Raw genomic sequence first — 15556 nt, 5'->3', positions numbered from 1 at the left:
TCGCTCAAACCCTGGTGCCGCCGACCGTCATCTGGTTCATCCTCAGGTGCGGCTGGCCGACGCCCACCGGCACGCCCTGTCCGGCCTTGCCGCACATGCCGATGCCGTTGTCGAGCTTCATATCGTTGCCGACCATGGTGACGCGGTGCATGGCGTCCGGCCCGTTGCCGATCAGCATCGCGCCCTTGATCGGCTGCGTCACCTTGCCGTCCTCGATCATGTAGGCCTCGGTGCAGCCGAAGACGAATTTGCCCGACGTGATGTCGACCTGGCCACCGCCGAAGGAGACCGCGTAGATGCCGTTCTTGACCGAGGCGATGATCTCTTCCGGCTGCATGTCGCCGGCGGTCATGTAGGTGTTGGTCATGCGCGGCATCGGCTGGTGCGCATAGCCTTCGCGCCGTCCGTTGCCGGTCGCCTTCATGCCCATCAGCCTCGCGTTCTGGCGATCCTGCATGTAGCCGACCAGCTTGCCGTCCTCGATCAGCACGTTGCGCGCCGAGGGCGTGCCCTCGTCGTCGACGGTCAGCGAGCCGCGCCGTTCGGGTAGCGTGCCGTCGTCGACGACGGTGACGCCTTTCGCCGCCACCTGCTGGCCCATCAGCCCGGCGAAGGCCGAGGTCTTCTTGCGGTTGAAGTCGCCCTCCAGCCCATGGCCGACGGCCTCGTGCAGCATGACGCCCGGCCAGCCGCTGGAGAGCACGATGTCGAATGTGCCGGCCGGCGCCGGCACGGCCTCGAGATTGACCAGCGCCTGCCTCAGCGCCTCCTTGGCTGCGTGCTTCCAGCTCTCCTCGACCAGGAACTCGCCGAAGCTCTTGCGGCCGCCCATGCCGTAGGAGCCGCTTTCCTGGCGGTCGCCGCTGCCGACCACGACCGACACGTTGATCCTGACCATCGGGCGGATGTCGCGCACCATCTGGCCGTCGGCGCGCACGATCTCGACATGCTGCCAGGAAGCCGCCAGCGAAGCCGTCACCTGACGCACGCGCGGATCCTCCGCGCGCAGCCAGGCGTCGATCTCCTGCAGCAGCTTCGCCTTGGTCTCGAAGGAAGGCGAGGGGATCGGGTTTTCCTCGCCATAGAGATGGCGGTTGGTGCGGGCGGGCGGCGCGGCAAGCGTGCCGGAATAGCCGCCCTTGACCGCCGAGACGGCGTCGGCCGCGCGCAGCAGCGAGGCTTCGGAAAGATCGCTCGAATGCGCATAGCCGCTGGCCTCGCCGGCCACCGCGCGCAGTCCGAAACCCTGGTCTGTGTTGAAGTTGGCGGTCTTCAGCCGGCCATTGTCGAACATCAGCGCCTCGCTCTCGCTGTATTCGAGGAAAAGCTCGCCGTCGTCGGCGCCGCTGATGGTCTCGGCGACGATCTTCTTGATGCGATCGTCGGAAATGTCGAATTGGCCGATCAGGCTGTTCATGGCAGGTCCGTCCGCAGGATTGGTCGTTTCCCCCGATGTAGGGGCGAAGGCGCGCCGAGACAATCGGCAACAGCGCCGATCACCGGCGGTGTCAGGCCCCCGACGTCGTCGAAGCCTTGCCGGCCAGGATCAGGGGAGGGCGGCAAAACCGTCGGCGAAACCCTTGAGGTCGACGGGAATGCCGATGCCTTCTTCCGGCGTCTGGAAGACGATGAAGGTGGCCGAGGTGCCGGTCTTCAGCGTATCGAGCAGCGGCTTTTCGAGGATCACCTCGGCATAGCAGCCGTCCTGGAAGCAGCGCACGAAATAGGCCCGCCCGATGTCCTTGCCGTCGACGTTGAGGCCAAGCCCGTTGGGCAGGAGAACGCCGAGCGGCGCCAGCACGCGCAGGATCTCGGCCTTGTTGTCGGCGGTGCGCAGCACGACCACCGACAGCCCCATCTCCGGACGGTCCTCGGCGACGACGTTCTGCATCATCACGCATTGCTCGGAGGTCGCGCCCGCCGGCGTGTCGCAGATGATCGACCACGCGCCATGCGTCGAGCGCACCGTGCCGCTCGGTTGCTGCGCGGCATTGGCCTGGGCAGCATTCGACGCGCCAGTTCCGGACAGGCCGGCGCCAAGCACGGCGGCGAGAAAGATGACCTTCGCCAAGGTTCTCGAAAGCCAGGATCTCATGACGGCTCCATTGCGAATCACGGCACTTTGAAGCCGCGCGACTGCCAAGTAAAGGACGGTGCCGGGGCCGGCCCGCCCGGATATGGGCAATCAAGCGCTTTTCCAAGCCAATTTCGCCCGAATTGCGACCGTCCGGCGGACGGCTCCGGGGTGTTCGTCGCCGATCACGCGGCGGTGATCGGCAGAGGCCGCTTTGCCCTCTTCAAGGCGCGGCTGCACTTGCGCGCAAAAATGCCGCACGGTTTCCTCCGCTCCTTTCTTGCGGAGGCAATTAGAGTATGGTTTGAACCACCCTTGGGACTGTCCGGGATTCCCGTCCCGGCGCTATTCGATATTCTTGCGCGCACGGCCGCGAGGAAATGGGAGATGATGAGGGCGATGAGAAAATTCCTAGCAAGCGCCGCTGCCGCCGCCGCAGTCTTTGCCGGCGCATCCGCCCATGCGGCCCAGCCGCAGCCGTGGGAGATGACCTTCCAGCCCGCCGCCACCGACATCATGCGGCAGGTCACCTGGTTCGAGCACTACACGCTGTGGTTCATCGTGCCGATCACGCTGTTCGTGCTGTTTTTGCTCGCCTATTGCATCGTGAAGTTCCGCGCCAGCGTCAATCCGGTGCCCTCGCGCACCAGCCACAACACGCTGATCGAGGTGATCTGGACGGTCGGGCCGGTCGTCATCCTGCTTTGCCTTGCCATCCCTTCCTTCCAGCTGCTGACCGCGCAATACACGCCGCCGGAAGAAGCCAAGCTGACCCTGAAGGCGACCGCAAACCAGTGGAACTGGGACTACGAGTACCAGGTCGACAAGACGCTCACCTTCAACTCCGCGATCCTCCAGGACGCCGACCGCGCAGCCGCCGGCAAGGAAGACCGCAAGCTTTATCCGCGCCTGCTGGCCGTCGACAATGAGATGGTCGTGCCGGTCAACACCATGACCCGCGTCCTGGTGACGGCGACCGACGTGATCCACGCCTTCGCCATGCCGTCCTTCGGCGTCAAGACCGACGCCGTGCCCGGCCGCATCAACGAGATCTGGTTCAAGGCCGAGAAGGAAGGCCTCTACTACGGCCAGTGCTCGGAACTGTGCGGCAAGGACCACGCCTTCATGCCGATCGCCATCCGCGTCGTCTCCGACGCGCAGTACAACACCTGGCTGGCCGCAGCCAGGACCGACCTGCCCGGCGCCAACAAGGCGCTGATGGCCGAGGTCGATGCTCAAGACAAGGTAGCGGCCGCCGGCAACTGATGCCGCGGCCAGGAAAGATTCAGGGAACGGAGCGGAACATGGCAGAGGCTGCAGCTCACGACGATCACGACCACAAGCCCTATCATGGCTGGGTCCGCTGGGTCTATTCGACCAACCACAAGGACATCGGCACGCTCTATCTGATCTTCGCGATCTGCGCGGGCATCATCGGCGGCGCGCTCTCGGTCGTCATGCGCATGGAGTTGCAGGAGCCGGGCATCCAGATCTTCACCGGTCTGGCGCAGATGGTCTACGGCATGAGCGGTGACGCCGCCATCGACGGCGGCAAGAGCATGTACAATGCCTTCACCACCGCGCATGCGCTGATCATGATCTTCTTCATGGTCATGCCGGCGCTGATCGGCGGCTTCGCCAACTGGATGGTGCCGATCATGATCGGCGCGCCGGACATGGCCTTCCCGCGCATGAACAACATCTCGTTCTGGCTGCTGCCGCCGGCCCTGATCCTGCTGCTCACCTCGATGTTCGTGCCGAGCGCGCCGGGCGCCTTCGGTGTCGGTGGCGGCTGGACGATCTATCCGCCGCTGTCGACATCCGGTCAGCCTGGGCCCGCCATGGACCTGGCGATCCTGTCACTGCACATCGCCGGCGCCTCGTCGATCCTCGGCGCCATCAACTTCATCACCACCATCTTCAACATGCGCGCGCCGGGCATGACGCTGCACAAGATGCCGCTGTTTGCCTGGTCGGTGCTGATCACCGCCTTCCTGCTGCTGTTGTCGCTGCCGGTCCTGGCCGGCGGCATCACCATGCTGCTCACCGACCGCAATTTCGGCACCACCTTCTTCACGCCGGATGGCGGCGGTGACCCGATCCTGTTCCAGCACCTGTTCTGGTTCTTCGGTCACCCGGAAGTCTACATCCTGATCCTGCCGGGCTTCGGCATCGTCAGCCACATCGTCTCGACCTTCTCGAAGAAGCCGGTGTTCGGCTACCTCGGCATGGCCTACGCCATGGTCGCGATCGGCGCCGTCGGCTTCATCGTGTGGGCGCACCACATGTACACGACCGGCCTGTCGCTCGACACGCAGCGCTACTTCGTCTTCGCCACCATGGTCATCGCGGTGCCGACGGGCGTGAAGATCTTCTCCTGGGTCGCCACGATGTGGGGCGGGTCGATCTCGCTCAAGACCCCGATGCTGTGGGCGATCGGCTTCATCTTCCTGTTCACCCTGGGCGGCGTCACCGGCGTCCAGCTCGCCAATGCCGGCCTCGACCGCCCGCTGCATGACACCTATTACGTCGTCGCGCACTTCCACTACGTGCTGTCGCTCGGCGCCGTCTTCGCCATCTTCGCCGGCTGGTACTACTGGTTCCCGAAGATGACCGGCTACATGTACTCGCCCGTCATCGCCAACACCCATTTCTGGGTCACCTTCGTCGGCGTCAACCTGATCTTCTTCCCGCAGCACTTCCTCGGCCTTTCGGGCATGCCGCGCCGCTACATCGACTATCCGGATGCCTTCGCCGGCTGGAACATGGTCTCGTCCTACGGCTCCTACATCTCGGCCGTCGGCGTCGTGATCTTCCTCTATGGTGTGTTCGAAGCCTTCCAGAAGAAGCGGGTGGCCGGCGCCAATCCGTGGGGCGAGGGTGCGACCACGCTGGAATGGCAGCTGCCGTCGCCGCCGCCGTTCCACCAGTGGGAACAGCTGCCGAAGATCAAGTAGGCGGCAGCCTTGCTTGAATACGAGACCGCCGGCTCGTCCGGCGGTTTTGGCCAACGGAAATAATGGACTTTAAGTACGCATGGCCCTTGTCGACGAGAGATTGATTGACGAAGCGGGCTTTCGCATGTCGGAAGCGACGGCGGGTGATTTCTTCGCCCTCCTGAAGCCGCGCGTCATGTCGCTGGTGGTGTTCACCGCCTTTGTCGGCCTGGTTGCGGCGCCCGTCACCATCAATCCGCTGCTGGCGGTGATCGCCATCCTGTCGATCGCCATCGGAGCGGGCGCCTCCGGCGCGCTCAACATGTGGTACGACGCCGACATCGATCGGGTGATGACCAGGACCAAGAGCCGTCCGGTTCCGGCCGGCCGCGTCACGCCCGGCGAGGCGCTGAGCTTCGGCCTGGTGCTGTCGGTGCTGTCGGTGATGACGCTGGGCGTGCTGGTCAACTGGCTGTCGGCGTCGCTTCTTGCCTTCACCATCGTCTTCTACGCCGTCATCTACACGATGTGGCTGAAGCGCTGGACGCCGCAGAACATCGTCATCGGCGGTGCGGCCGGCGCCATCCCGCCCGTCATCGGCTGGGCGGCGGTGACCGGCAATGTCAGCCTGGAAAGCCTGATCCTGTTCCTGATCATCTTCCTGTGGACGCCGCCGCATTTCTGGGCGCTCGCGCTGTTCAAGTCCGAGGACTATCAGCGCGCCGGCATCCCGATGATGCCGAACGTCGCCGGGCAGGCCTCGACCCGCCGCCAGATCTTCGCCTATTCGCTCATCCTGGCGCCGGTTGGCGTGCTGCCCTGGGCGCTTGGTTTCACCACGGCAGCCTATGGCGCCGTTGCCGCCGTGCTTGGCGCCGGCTTCGTCTGGTACGCCTGGAAAGTGCTTGGCATGGCCGATGACGACAAGGAGATGAAGCCGGCCAAGGCGCTGTTCGGTTATTCGCTGCTCTATCTCTTCGCCATCTTCGCCGTCTACCTCGCCGACTGCGTGGTCGGGCGCGCGCTCGCCATGGGGGGGATGTGATCGTGGCCGACAAGAACCTCGAGCTCGTAACGCTGACCGAACGCCAGCAGAAGGCGCGGCGCAGCCGCTCGGTCGCCATCGGCGTGGCGCTAGCGGTGCTGGTCATCATCTTCTACATCGCCACCATCGTTAAGTTCGGCCACAATCTCTCCGGGACGATGTGAGGTCGATCATGGCGCGCGAAACGGTCACCGATCCCACCAAGAAGAACACCAACCGCGTCGTCGCCGGCGTCTGCATCGCCTTCTTCGGCGGCATGATCGGCATGGCCTATGCCGCAGTGCCGCTCTACACCATGTTCTGCCAGGCCACCGGCTATGGCGGCACGGTCAAGCGCGCCACCCAGCAATATGCCGACCGGGTGCTCGACCGCGACATCACCGTCCGCTTCGACGCCAACACCGCCGGGGTTCCTTGGGAGTTCCAGCCGGTCGCCCGCTCGGTCACCATCAAGATTGGCGAGACGGTGCAGGCGCATTTCAGCGCCACCAACAAGTTCGACCGCCCCTTCACCGGCCGCGCCACCTTCAACGTGCAGCCGGAATTGGCCGGTCCCTACTTCAACAAGGTGGAGTGCTTCTGCTTCACCGACACGACGCTGAAGCCCGGTGAATCGCTGGACATGCCGGTCGTGTTCTATGTAGATCCCGACATCGTCAACGTGCCGGAACTGAAGGACTTGAAGACCATCACCCTGTCCTACACCATGTTCCCGGTCGACAAGAACAAGCCCGTCGCATCGTCGGCGCCGGCCCAAAGCACCAACAAAGTTCCGAATACCGAAGCAAGCCTCGGGGGTTGATATGGCAGACGCACACGCAAAACCACAGCACGACTACCATCTCGTCGACCCCAGCCCGTGGCCGTTCCTGGGCTCCGTCGGCGCCCTGGTGACCGCCATCGGCGGCGTCTGCCTGATGCAGTATCTGAAGGCCGGCAGCTTCCCGATCTTCGGCCACAACATCGCCAATCCGTGGCTGTTCTTCATCGGCCTCCTGATCGTGATCTACACCATGTTCGCCTGGTGGTCCGACACCATCAAGGAAGCGCATGAGGGCCATCACACCCGCGTCGTGTCGCTGCATCTGCGTTACGGCATGATCATGTTCATCGCTTCCGAGGTGATGTTCTTCGTCGCCTGGTTCTGGGCCTTCTTCGACGCCAGCCTGTTTCCGGGCGAGACGCAGCAATATGCCCGCACCGCGTTTACCGGCGGCGTCTGGCCGCCGAAGGGCATGGAGGTCCTCGACCCCTTCCACCTGCCGCTCTACAACACCATCATCCTGCTTCTGTCGGGCACGACGGTGACCTGGGCGCACCATTCGCTCATCCATGGCGACCGCAAGGGCCTGATCAACGGCCTGGTGCTGACCGTCGGCCTCGGCATGCTGTTCACCATGGTGCAGGCCTACGAGTACATGCACGCGCCGTTCGGCTTCAAGGATTCCATCTACGGCGCCACCTTCTTCATGGCCACCGGCTTCCACGGCTTCCACGTCATCATCGGCACCATCTTCCTGCTGGTCTGCCTGGTGCGCGCGATGAAGGGCGACTTCACCCCGAAGCAGCATTTCGGCTTCGAGGCGGCTGCCTGGTACTGGCACTTCGTCGACGTGGTCTGGCTGTTCCTGTTCAGCGCCATCTACGTCTGGGCCTCGAACGGCGCGATGATCGAAGCCCACTGACAGCAGTCCGAGGAATGTGACGAGGCGGCTGCGGCGACGTGGCCGCCTTCTTCTTTTCGGCGCAATGGCCCGCCATCGGTAGCCGATGTCAGCGAGAATTCTTTCTGCGTTCTGCGCATGCATGGTCTGGGCTTTCCCTGCGCTTGCAGGGGAGCAGGTCTATCTGGTTCGGGTCGAGAAATCGGAACGGCGACTTGATCTGATCGGCGATGGCGGCAAGATCCTTCGCAGCTACGGCATTGCGCTGGGCGGGGAGCCGCTTGGCCACAAGCGCCAGAAGGGCGACGAGCGAACACCCGAAGGGCGCTACGTTCTCGACTGGCGCAACGCAAACAGCGCGGCCTACAAATCGATCCACATCTCTTATCCAAACGCCGAAGATCTCGCGGCGGCAAAGGCTCGCGGTGTCGACGCCGGCGGGATGATCATGATCCACGGCCAGCCAAATGGTTTTGGCTGGCTGGGTTGGCTGCTTCAATTGGTCGACTGGACCGACGGCTGCGTAGGGGTTACCGACTCCGACATGGATGAAATCTGGACAATGGTGGCCACCGGCACACCGATCGAGATCAGGCAATGAGCGAGGACAAGGCAATCTGGCCACCGATCGAGCCGATCTCGGCCGGCCTGCGCGGCCGCTGCCCGCGCTGCGGCGAGGGTAAGTTGTTTTCGGGCTTCCTCAGCGTCGGCAAGCGCTGCGTCAATTGCGGCCTCGACTATTCCTTCGCCGATGCCGGCGACGGGCCTGCCGTGTTCGTCATCCTGATCATCGGATTCATTGTCGTCGGCCTGGCGCTGTGGATGGAGGTGACGCTCGGGCCGCCGCTCTGGGTGCACCTGCTGCTGTGGATACCGCTGGCACTGGCGCTGTGCCTGACGGCGCTCAGGTTGATCAAGGGTGTGCTCCTGACGCTGCAATACCGCAACAAGGCCGCCGAGGGCAGGCTGGACACCGACCAATGAGCGGGGCATCCGGCGTGGCGGCGGGCCGCTCGCGGCCGAAGCGGGCGTTGCTGCTCATCCTTGGCATGGCGCTGTTCGCCGTCCTGATCGGCCTTGGCACCTGGCAGGTCCAGCGCCTGCACTGGAAGGAAGGCCTGCTCCAGACCATCGACCAGCGCACACATTCGGCGCCACGCCCTCTGGCCGAGCTCGAAAAGCAGTTCGTAGCCACAGGTGACGTCGACTACACGCCGGTCACGGTGACCGGCACCTTCCTGCACCAGGGCGAGCGCCATTTCTTCGCCACCTGGGAGGGCGCCTCCGGCTTCGACGTCTTCACGCCCCTGCAGCTCGACGACGGCCGCTTCGTGCTCGTCAACCGCGGCTTCGTCCCCTACGACCTGAAGGATGCTGCCAAGCGGCCGCAAGGCGAGGTCGCCGGCAAGGTCACAATTGCTGGGCTCGCCCGCAATCCGCTGGCGGGGAAGCCCTCGATGATGCTTCCCGACAATGATGTGCAAAAGAACATCTTCTACTGGAAGGACCGCGATGCGATGGCTGCGAGCGCCGGCCTGCCCGCCGGGGCCGGACTGGTGCCGTTCTTCATCGATGCCGACAAGACGCCGAATCCCGGCGGTCTGCCGGTCGGTGGCGTCACCATCATCGATCTGCCGAACAGCCACCTGCAATACGCCGTCACCTGGTACGGCCTTGCCGCCGCCCTTGCCGGCGTCCTGCTGTTCAGGCTCCGCCGCCCGGCGAAAGCAGGGTGATGGAGACGCTGCCCTTGACAGGGCAGGGGTGCGCGCCTCATTTCGCGCGCTAGGTATTCGCGCTTGAGTTAGTTCCGATCAACCGGTCCGCAATCATGCTTCAGACAAAGCCACCGCTGACGATCAGGCTCTGCCAGCCGCGCGGCTTCTGCGCCGGCGTCGACCGCGCGATCCAGATCGTCGTGCTGGCGCTGAAGAAGTATGGCGCGCCGGTCTATGTCCGCCACGAGATTGTGCACAACCGCTATGTCGTCGAGGGGCTGCAGAGCCTGGGCGCGGTGTTCATCGAGGAACTGTCCGAGATACCTGCGGAGCATCGCCAGAGCCCGGTCGTCTTTTCCGCGCATGGCGTGCCGAAATCGGTGCCGGCCGATGCCCAGGCGCGCAACCTCTTCTACCTCGACGCCACCTGCCCGCTGGTGTCCAAGGTGCACAAGCAGGCAATGCGTCACCAGCGCCTCGGCCGCCACGTGCTCCTGATCGGCCACGCCGGCCACCCGGAGGTGATCGGCACCATGGGCCAATTGCCGGACGGCGCCGTCACGCTGATCGAGACCGAGGCCGATGCCGCCGTCTTCGAGCCGGCCGACCCCGCAGCCCTCGGCTTCGTCACCCAGACGACGCTCTCGGTCGAGGACACCGCCGGCATCATCCGGGCGCTCGAGCAGCGCTTTCCAGAGCTGCACGCGCCGGCCGCCGAATCGATCTGCTACGCCACCACCAATCGCCAGGAAGCGGTGAAGGAGACCGCCGCCGGCGCCGATCTCTATCTCATCGTCGGCGCCCCCAACTCCTCCAACTCGCGGCGTCTTGTCGAGGTCGCCGAACGCGCCGGCGCCAAGATGTCGCTTCTCGTGCAGCGTGCCGCAGAGATTCCGTGGAATGACATCGCCAGTATCTCGACGCTCGGCCTGTCGGCGGGCGCCTCGGCGCCCGAGATCATCGTCGACGAGATCATCGATGCCTTCCGGCAGCGCTTCGACGTGACGATCGAACTGGCGGTGACGGCGACCGAAACGGAGGACTTTCCGGTGATGCGGGTTCTGCGCGATGTCGAACTGACGGCGGCCGACATGGCCTTCGTCAACGGAGCCGCGTGAACAGCCCATGGCCGTCTATACCGATGTCAACGAGGGCGAGCTCGGCGCGTTCCTGAAGGCCTATCCGGTCGGCGAATTGCTGTCCTACAAGGGCATCGCCGAAGGCACCGAGAATTCCAACTTCCTGCTGCACGCCACCAGCGGTTCCTACATCCTGACGCTCTACGAAAAGCGCGTCGACAAGGCCGACCTGCCGTTCTTCCTCGGCCTGATGGGCCATCTCGCAAGGAAAGGTATTTCCTGCCCGCTGCCGGTCACCGCGCATGACGGCACCGTCATCGGCCAGCTCGCCGGCCGGCCCGCCGTCATCATCACCTTTCTCGAAGGTCTGTCGCTGCGGCGGCCGACAGCGGCGCATTGCGGCGAGGTCGGCAAGGCGGTGGCCGAACTCCATCTTGCCGGCCGGGATTTTGCGATGCGGCGACCGAATGCGCTCGCCATCGATGGCTGGCGCAAATTGTGGGACGCTTCTCGCGACCGTGCCGACGAGGTTGAGCCGGGCTTGGCGGCCGAGGTCGATGCCGATTTCGCCGATTTCGAGCGCAACTGGCCGAAGGACCTGCCGCAAGGCATCATCCATGCCGACCTTTTCCCGGACAATGTCTTCTTCCTCGGCGAGAAACTGTCGGGGCTGATCGACTTCTATTTCGCCTGCGACGACCTCTACGCCTATGACGTCGCCACCTGCCTCAACGCCTGGTGCTTCGAGAAGGATTTTTCCTTCAATCTGACCAAGGGCACGGCGCTGCTAGCCGGTTACCAGAGCGTGCGGCCGCTTTCCGGCGACGAGAAGGCGGCGCTGCCGATGCTGGCTCGCGGCTCGGCGCTGCGCTTCATGCTGACCCGGCTCTACGACTGGCTGACCATTCCCAATGGCGGGCTGGTGATGAAGCGCGACCCGACCGAATACATCCGCAGGATGCGGTTCCATCGGGCGATCAGATCTCCTTCCGAATACGGATTGCTATGACCAAGCATGTTGAAATCTTCACCGACGGCGCCTGCTCGGGTAATCCGGGCCCTGGCGGCTGGGGCGCCATCCTGCGCTTCAACGGCAAGACCAAGGAACTGTCGGGCGGCGAGGCCGAGACCACCAACAACCGCATGGAGCTGCTTGCCGCGATCTCCGCGCTTGAAGCGCTGAAGGAGCCCTGCGCGGTCGAGCTTCACACCGACAGCAAATACGTCATGGACGGCATTTCCAAGTGGATCCACGGCTGGAAGAAGAACGGCTGGAAGACCGCCGACAAGAAGCCGGTCAAGAACGGCGAGCTCTGGCAGGCCCTCGATGCTGCAAATAGACGCCATCAGGTGACATGGAACTGGGTCAAGGGCCATGCCGGCCATGTCGAGAACGAGCGCGCCGACGAGCTCGCTCGCGAAGGCATGGCGCCATTCAAGAAGGGCCCGATCAGGCCTGCCGCCGCGCCGCAGCCGGCGGCACAGGCAACACGATCGACGGTCGCAAAGGCACGGCGCTCGACGCAGAGCTATTGATTGCGGGAGCGGTCCGCTCGCCGGCAGGAAGTCCTCTATCGTGCTGATCGCATACTACATCACGCATCCCCAGGTTCAGGTCGATGCCAATGTTCCGGTGCCGGAATGGGGGCTGTCCGACATCGGAAAGGCAAGGGCGGTCGCAATGCTCGACCAGCCCTGGATCGGGTCGATCCGGCGTATCGTGTCGTCGGCTGAACGCAAGGCGAGGGAGACCGCCGAAATCCTCGCAACGCGTCTGCGCCTCGCGGTCGAGGTAAGGGAGCGGATGCATGAGAACGACCGGTCGGCGACGGGTTTCCTGCCGCCGCCGGAGTTCGAAGCCGTCGCCGACCAGTTCTTCGCCAATCCAGACGACAGCATTCGCGGATGGGAGCGGGCCATCGATGCCCAGCGCCGCATCGTCAGCGAGGTCGACGCGGTGCTCGGCAACGACGATCCCGGCGATACCGCTTTCGTCGGCCATGGAGGCGTGGGGACGCTCCTGCTGCTTTCTCTGACCGGGCGGACCCGCCGGCGGGCGGCGGCAACTATTTCGCCTACGATATCGGCGCCCGCAGCCTCATCCACGGATGGCGGCCGATCGACAGGTCCGCACCGCGCCTCGGCGGTTGAGTTGGCCGGAACGGGACAAATCGAGGCTTCGGATTAAATTCAATTTTACGCGTGACGCGATAGACTGCCGCGATCGACCTGGGACGAGGTATTGCGGAGATGTTCGGGCGCAGGACCTTCGGCAAGCAAAAGCACAGCTTTGCCGACCTCAAGAAGATGATGCGTCCGACGCCCGATTCCGACGGCGTCACGCGCGTCTTCTCCAAGGAACTCTGGAACGATCCGAAAATCGGCTCGATGCTGCGCGAACTCGGCTTCGCGCCGGACGACCAGCGCAACATCATGCGCACGGCCGACGACTACATCGCCCTTTTTGCAGCTGCCCGGTACCGGCTTCAGCAGCGCACCGAGACCTTCAACAGCGAGATGACGGCACGCCATGGCTATTGCCGTGCCGCCCCCTTCCTGGTCATCGGCGACACGATCTGGGACGGCGAGCACGGGGCGTTCCTCTATGCCCAGATGGATCTGATCGGCTTCGACGACTGGAATGTCGTCATGCTGGCTGCGGATGCGCGGACCACGCAATTGTGCGGCCTGCCGGCGCATCCGGGCTCGGTGCCGGCGCACACCCAGGCGATGACCGGGCATGTGATCAGATGGAAGACGCGCTACGAATTCGCGCTGGAGGAATTCGGCGTCACCGCCACCGGCGGTCAGGGCATCACGCGAGAGCAGTTCGAGGCGCAGAAGGGCGCGCTGCGCCAGGAAATCATCGATACTGTCGCCTCGATGAAGCCACGCGCCGCCAGCGGATCGTGACCCTTCGGGCCGTCCCTCAGCGGATCAGCAGGGCGGTGCCGTAGAGCCCGAGCGCGAACACCGTGTGCGCGACGAGGTTGAGGGCGCGGATCTGCATTGGTTTTGGCCGCTTCGAGGCGGCCCAGCCGGCGCCCATGCCAGGCGCAAGCAGGAACCAGCCGGCGCCGACGGTGACGATCCCGAGGACGAAGGCCGGCAGGAAGGTCGGCTGGGCGAGCCAGGCCGTTCCGGCGAGCACGACCAGGATGATGCCGTAGACGATGCCGACGAAATAATGGAAAGCCCAGCCCAACGCCACTTCATGCCGGTAGGGCACGGCATCGCCGATGTCGTCGTGGAAGATTTTGCTCCTGAGATGCCAGACCCAGCGGCCGACCGGCCCCCAGTTCGGCCGCGGCTGGGCAAAGGCCTTGTGGAGGAAAACGGCCCAGATATCCATCAAAGCCGTGGCGCCAATGCCGATCGCCACGCTGCGCCAGATCACGTCGAGCATCGGTCAGGTCCCCCAATAGGCAAGAAACGCCAAGCGCTGTCGGGCGCGATCCTTGGCGGTGTGTGGCTCGTCCCGGCTGCGGGCTAGAGCTGTTCCAGGATGTGAGCAGCGCCCGACGTGTCGACACCGGGCTTGGTCTCGACGTTGAGAGCGGCGACCTTGCCGTCCTCGACGATCATCGAAAAGCGCTTCGAGCGCAGCCCCATGCCGCTTGCCGAAAGGTCGTTGTCGAGACCGACCGACTTGGCGAAATCGCCACTGCCGTCGGCCAGATAGAGGATCTTGTCTTCGCCGCCGGTGAAGCGCGCCCAGGCGCCCATGACATGCGCGTCGTTGACAGAGACGACGGCGATCGTGTCGACGCCGCGCGCCAGAATGGCGTCACGGTTTTCCAGATAGCCGGGCAAATGGTTGTTGCTGCAGGTCGGCGTGAAGGCGCCGGGCACGCCGAACAGCACCACCTTCTTTCCCCCGAAGATCTCGGCCGCCGTGATCGGCTTCGCGCCGTCGGCGGTCATCGTCTTGAAGGTCGCTTCGGGCAGTTTGTCGCCAACAGAGATCATGGAATACCTCGTTCGATGATTGGGGGAGATGGAGGGCAGGACGTGCCCCTGCGATAGCGAAGTCGGATGCTGCCCGCAACTGCCGGGCCGCCTGGAGCAAGAGATGTTGCGATCTGCGTCACGGGAAGGGTAGCAGACCCTCGACCGCGCCGTCGGCGCTGGTCAGCGTGTAGTGCAGCCCGCCATCGGTTGGCGTCGTCGACGGCCGGTCGAGGATCGGCACCGTGAACACCAGCTTGCCGTCCTTCTGGCTGCGCAACGGGGCGCCGAACATATAGTCCCGCTCGCCGGCGACGAAGAAGTCGGCCGCTTCCGGATCGCCCGGGAAGCTCGCTTCGACGACCAGCGTCTCATGGTCGCCCGGCAGCACGTTGACGCCGAAATCGGGCCGTGGCGGCGCCGGCAGCGCCGCGAATGCCGCCTTCACCTGCGCCGCATCCTTGGCGTTGTCCGCGTCGGAAGCCGGGTCGATGGTCAGTCGCGTCTGCACAGGAATGCAGATCGTCTCGCAGATGCCGAGGAAGACATCGGCCACGATGATGGCCGGCTGGTCGGCGGCCGACAGCGTGAAGGTCACCGGCAGCGACACCGGATGGTCGTAGCCGGCCCATTTGCCGTAGCCGTCGTCATGGCGCTGCGGCGGCGGAAACGAGAAGGCGGCGCTCGCCACGTTGGTGCTCGGCGAAATGTCGATCTGCGGCGGCACGCCAGCATCGCCAGGGTCGCGCCAATAGGTTTTCCAGCCGGGCTTCAGCGCAATGTCGAGCACGCCCTGGACGCGCCCGGCCTCGTCGGGCTTGCCGCTGGTGACGAGCCGCACCTGGCCGCCTTCGCTGTTGTACCAGATCGAGGAGGAGGCCGAGGCGGGAATGCTCGTTCCCAATCCAAAGGCGGAGCAGAGCAGCAGGATCTTCAAGCTTTGCATGGCGGTGATTTGATCGTCAGTTCATGGCTGCGCAATGATTTCATCAGCCATTCGGTATCATATTTGCGTGACATCGTGCGGGTGCCAAAAAAGCGCGCGGCGCAATCGGCAGCGGCACGCCGGCCGCAAATCGCGCGCGGCGCATC

18 protein-coding genes and 1 pseudogene are annotated in these 15556 nt (G+C 64.5%); 14 read left to right on the top strand and 5 right to left on the bottom strand.

What is annotated here, in order from left to right; all coding sequences use genetic code 11:
- Positions 1–4: 4 nt before the first annotated feature.
- Both tldD and PU724_RS06925 read right to left on the bottom strand, forming a co-directional pair.
- Complete coding sequence (gene tldD / locus PU724_RS06930; RefSeq protein ID WP_354420980.1) at positions 5–1417, bottom strand: metalloprotease TldD; 1413 nt, start codon at positions 1415–1417, stop codon at positions 5–7.
- A gap of 129 nt (positions 1418–1546) precedes the next feature.
- Positions 1547–2095, bottom strand: a complete 549-nt coding sequence (locus PU724_RS06925) for an invasion associated locus B family protein (RefSeq protein ID WP_128274168.1) — start codon at positions 2093–2095, stop codon at positions 1547–1549.
- A 378-nt stretch (positions 2096–2473) separates the two neighbouring features.
- Between PU724_RS06925 and coxB the strand changes: the two genes are divergently transcribed.
- The 14 genes and pseudogenes from coxB (at position 2474) to PU724_RS06855 (ending at position 13429) form a co-directional block, all read left to right on the top strand.
- Entirely contained in the window at positions 2474–3340 is an 867-nt protein-coding gene (gene coxB / locus PU724_RS06920; RefSeq protein ID WP_187331211.1) for a cytochrome c oxidase subunit II, read from the top strand.
- Positions 3341–3378: 38 nt separating this feature from the next.
- Positions 3379–5031: a cytochrome c oxidase subunit I gene (gene ctaD / locus PU724_RS06915; RefSeq protein ID WP_127282509.1), complete on the top strand. Its 1653-nt coding sequence runs from the start codon at positions 3379–3381 to the stop codon at positions 5029–5031.
- Between the two features lie 79 nt (positions 5032–5110).
- Positions 5111–6055 (top strand): heme o synthase, encoded by a 945-nt coding sequence (locus PU724_RS06910; protein WP_354420978.1) that lies wholly within the window; start codon positions 5111–5113, stop codon positions 6053–6055.
- Positions 6056–6057: 2 nt separating this feature from the next.
- Positions 6058–6219 carry a hypothetical protein gene (locus PU724_RS06905; protein ID WP_127282507.1) on the top strand — a complete coding sequence of 54 codons (162 nt, stop codon included), beginning with the start codon at positions 6058–6060 and terminating at the stop codon, positions 6217–6219.
- Between the two features lie 8 nt (positions 6220–6227).
- Positions 6228–6857, top strand: a complete 630-nt coding sequence (locus PU724_RS06900) for a cytochrome c oxidase assembly protein (RefSeq protein ID WP_127392059.1) — start codon at positions 6228–6230, stop codon at positions 6855–6857.
- Between the two features lies 1 nt (position 6858).
- Positions 6859–7740 (top strand): cytochrome c oxidase subunit 3, encoded by an 882-nt coding sequence (locus PU724_RS06895; RefSeq protein WP_127282505.1) that lies wholly within the window; start codon positions 6859–6861, stop codon positions 7738–7740.
- Between the two features lie 121 nt (positions 7741–7861).
- Positions 7862–8320, top strand: coding sequence for a L,D-transpeptidase family protein (locus tag PU724_RS06890; RefSeq protein WP_354420975.1), 459 nt, complete (start codon positions 7862–7864; stop codon positions 8318–8320).
- Positions 8317–8703, top strand: a complete 387-nt coding sequence (locus tag PU724_RS06885; RefSeq protein WP_135908111.1) for a DUF983 domain-containing protein — start codon at positions 8317–8319, stop codon at positions 8701–8703. The genes PU724_RS06890 and PU724_RS06885 overlap by 4 nt, the downstream gene beginning before the upstream one ends.
- Positions 8700–9455 (top strand): SURF1 family protein, encoded by a 756-nt coding sequence (locus PU724_RS06880; RefSeq protein WP_354420974.1) that lies wholly within the window; start codon positions 8700–8702, stop codon positions 9453–9455. The genes PU724_RS06885 and PU724_RS06880 overlap by 4 nt, the downstream gene beginning before the upstream one ends.
- Before the next feature lie 95 nt (positions 9456–9550).
- The gene (gene ispH, locus PU724_RS06875; protein ID WP_292167964.1) at positions 9551–10555 is read left to right on the top strand and encodes a 4-hydroxy-3-methylbut-2-enyl diphosphate reductase; all 1005 of its coding nucleotides are present in this window, start codon (positions 9551–9553) and stop codon (positions 10553–10555) included.
- 7 nt (positions 10556–10562) lie between these two features.
- A complete protein-coding gene (locus PU724_RS06870; protein WP_354420972.1) occupies positions 10563–11525 on the top strand; it encodes a homoserine kinase in 963 nt (320 codons plus the stop codon).
- Positions 11522–12052: a ribonuclease HI gene (gene rnhA, locus PU724_RS06865; RefSeq protein ID WP_354420970.1), complete on the top strand. Its 531-nt coding sequence runs from the start codon at positions 11522–11524 to the stop codon at positions 12050–12052. Before PU724_RS06870 ends, rnhA begins: the two co-directional genes overlap by 4 nt.
- A 43-nt stretch (positions 12053–12095) precedes the next feature.
- Positions 12096–12667 (top strand): annotated as a pseudogene (locus PU724_RS06860) (histidine phosphatase family protein).
- Between the two features lie 99 nt (positions 12668–12766).
- Positions 12767–13429, top strand: coding sequence for a hypothetical protein (locus PU724_RS06855; protein ID WP_354420968.1), 663 nt, complete (start codon positions 12767–12769; stop codon positions 13427–13429).
- Positions 13430–13445: 16 nt separating this feature from the next.
- Here PU724_RS06855 and PU724_RS06850 read toward each other — a convergent pair whose 3' ends face one another.
- The 3 genes from PU724_RS06850 to PU724_RS06840 form a co-directional block, all read right to left on the bottom strand.
- Positions 13446–13922 (bottom strand): DUF2938 domain-containing protein, encoded by a 477-nt coding sequence (locus PU724_RS06850; protein WP_354420966.1) that lies wholly within the window; start codon positions 13920–13922, stop codon positions 13446–13448.
- Positions 13923–14005: 83 nt separating this feature from the next.
- Complete coding sequence (locus PU724_RS06845) at positions 14006–14485, bottom strand: peroxiredoxin (RefSeq protein ID WP_354420964.1); 480 nt, start codon at positions 14483–14485, stop codon at positions 14006–14008.
- A gap of 118 nt (positions 14486–14603) precedes the next feature.
- Positions 14604–15410, bottom strand: a complete 807-nt coding sequence (locus PU724_RS06840) for a protein-disulfide reductase DsbD domain-containing protein (RefSeq protein ID WP_128346055.1) — start codon at positions 15408–15410, stop codon at positions 14604–14606.
- Positions 15411–15556 lie beyond the last annotated feature (146 nt).

The sequence above is a fragment of the Mesorhizobium abyssinicae genome (assembly GCF_049887195.1).
Taxonomy (GTDB): Bacteria; Pseudomonadota; Alphaproteobacteria; order Rhizobiales; family Rhizobiaceae; genus Mesorhizobium; species Mesorhizobium abyssinicae.
Note: the sequence above shows the minus strand (reverse complement) of the source record. Positions and strands in the feature narration are given on the sequence as shown.

Bases quoted from the DNA above. Each gene is read 5' to 3' on its own strand.
- tldD (WP_354420980.1), bottom strand. From the start codon at position 1,417: ATGAACAGCCTGATCGGCCAATTCGACATTTCCGACGATCGCATCAAG.
- PU724_RS06925 (WP_128274168.1), bottom strand. From the start codon at position 2,095: ATGAGATCCTGGCTTTCGAGAACCTTGGCGAAGGTCATCTTTCTCGCC.
- coxB (WP_187331211.1), top strand. From the start codon at position 2,474: ATGAGAAAATTCCTAGCAAGCGCCGCTGCCGCCGCCGCAGTCTTTGCC.
- ctaD (WP_127282509.1), top strand. From the start codon at position 3,379: ATGGCAGAGGCTGCAGCTCACGACGATCACGACCACAAGCCCTATCAT.
- PU724_RS06910 (WP_354420978.1), top strand. From the start codon at position 5,111: ATGGCCCTTGTCGACGAGAGATTGATTGACGAAGCGGGCTTTCGCATG.
- PU724_RS06900 (WP_127392059.1), top strand. From the start codon at position 6,228: ATGGCGCGCGAAACGGTCACCGATCCCACCAAGAAGAACACCAACCGC.
- PU724_RS06895 (WP_127282505.1), top strand. From the start codon at position 6,859: ATGGCAGACGCACACGCAAAACCACAGCACGACTACCATCTCGTCGAC.
- PU724_RS06890 (WP_354420975.1), top strand. From the start codon at position 7,862: ATGGTCTGGGCTTTCCCTGCGCTTGCAGGGGAGCAGGTCTATCTGGTT.
- PU724_RS06885 (WP_135908111.1), top strand. From the start codon at position 8,317: ATGAGCGAGGACAAGGCAATCTGGCCACCGATCGAGCCGATCTCGGCC.
- PU724_RS06880 (WP_354420974.1), top strand. From the start codon at position 8,700: ATGAGCGGGGCATCCGGCGTGGCGGCGGGCCGCTCGCGGCCGAAGCGG.
- ispH (WP_292167964.1), top strand. From the start codon at position 9,551: ATGCTTCAGACAAAGCCACCGCTGACGATCAGGCTCTGCCAGCCGCGC.
- PU724_RS06870 (WP_354420972.1), top strand. From the start codon at position 10,563: ATGGCCGTCTATACCGATGTCAACGAGGGCGAGCTCGGCGCGTTCCTG.
- rnhA (WP_354420970.1), top strand. From the start codon at position 11,522: ATGACCAAGCATGTTGAAATCTTCACCGACGGCGCCTGCTCGGGTAAT.
- PU724_RS06855 (WP_354420968.1), top strand. From the start codon at position 12,767: ATGTTCGGGCGCAGGACCTTCGGCAAGCAAAAGCACAGCTTTGCCGAC.
- PU724_RS06850 (WP_354420966.1), bottom strand. From the start codon at position 13,922: ATGCTCGACGTGATCTGGCGCAGCGTGGCGATCGGCATTGGCGCCACG.
- PU724_RS06845 (WP_354420964.1), bottom strand. From the start codon at position 14,485: ATGATCTCTGTTGGCGACAAACTGCCCGAAGCGACCTTCAAGACGATG.
- PU724_RS06840 (WP_128346055.1), bottom strand. From the start codon at position 15,410: ATGCAAAGCTTGAAGATCCTGCTGCTCTGCTCCGCCTTTGGATTGGGA.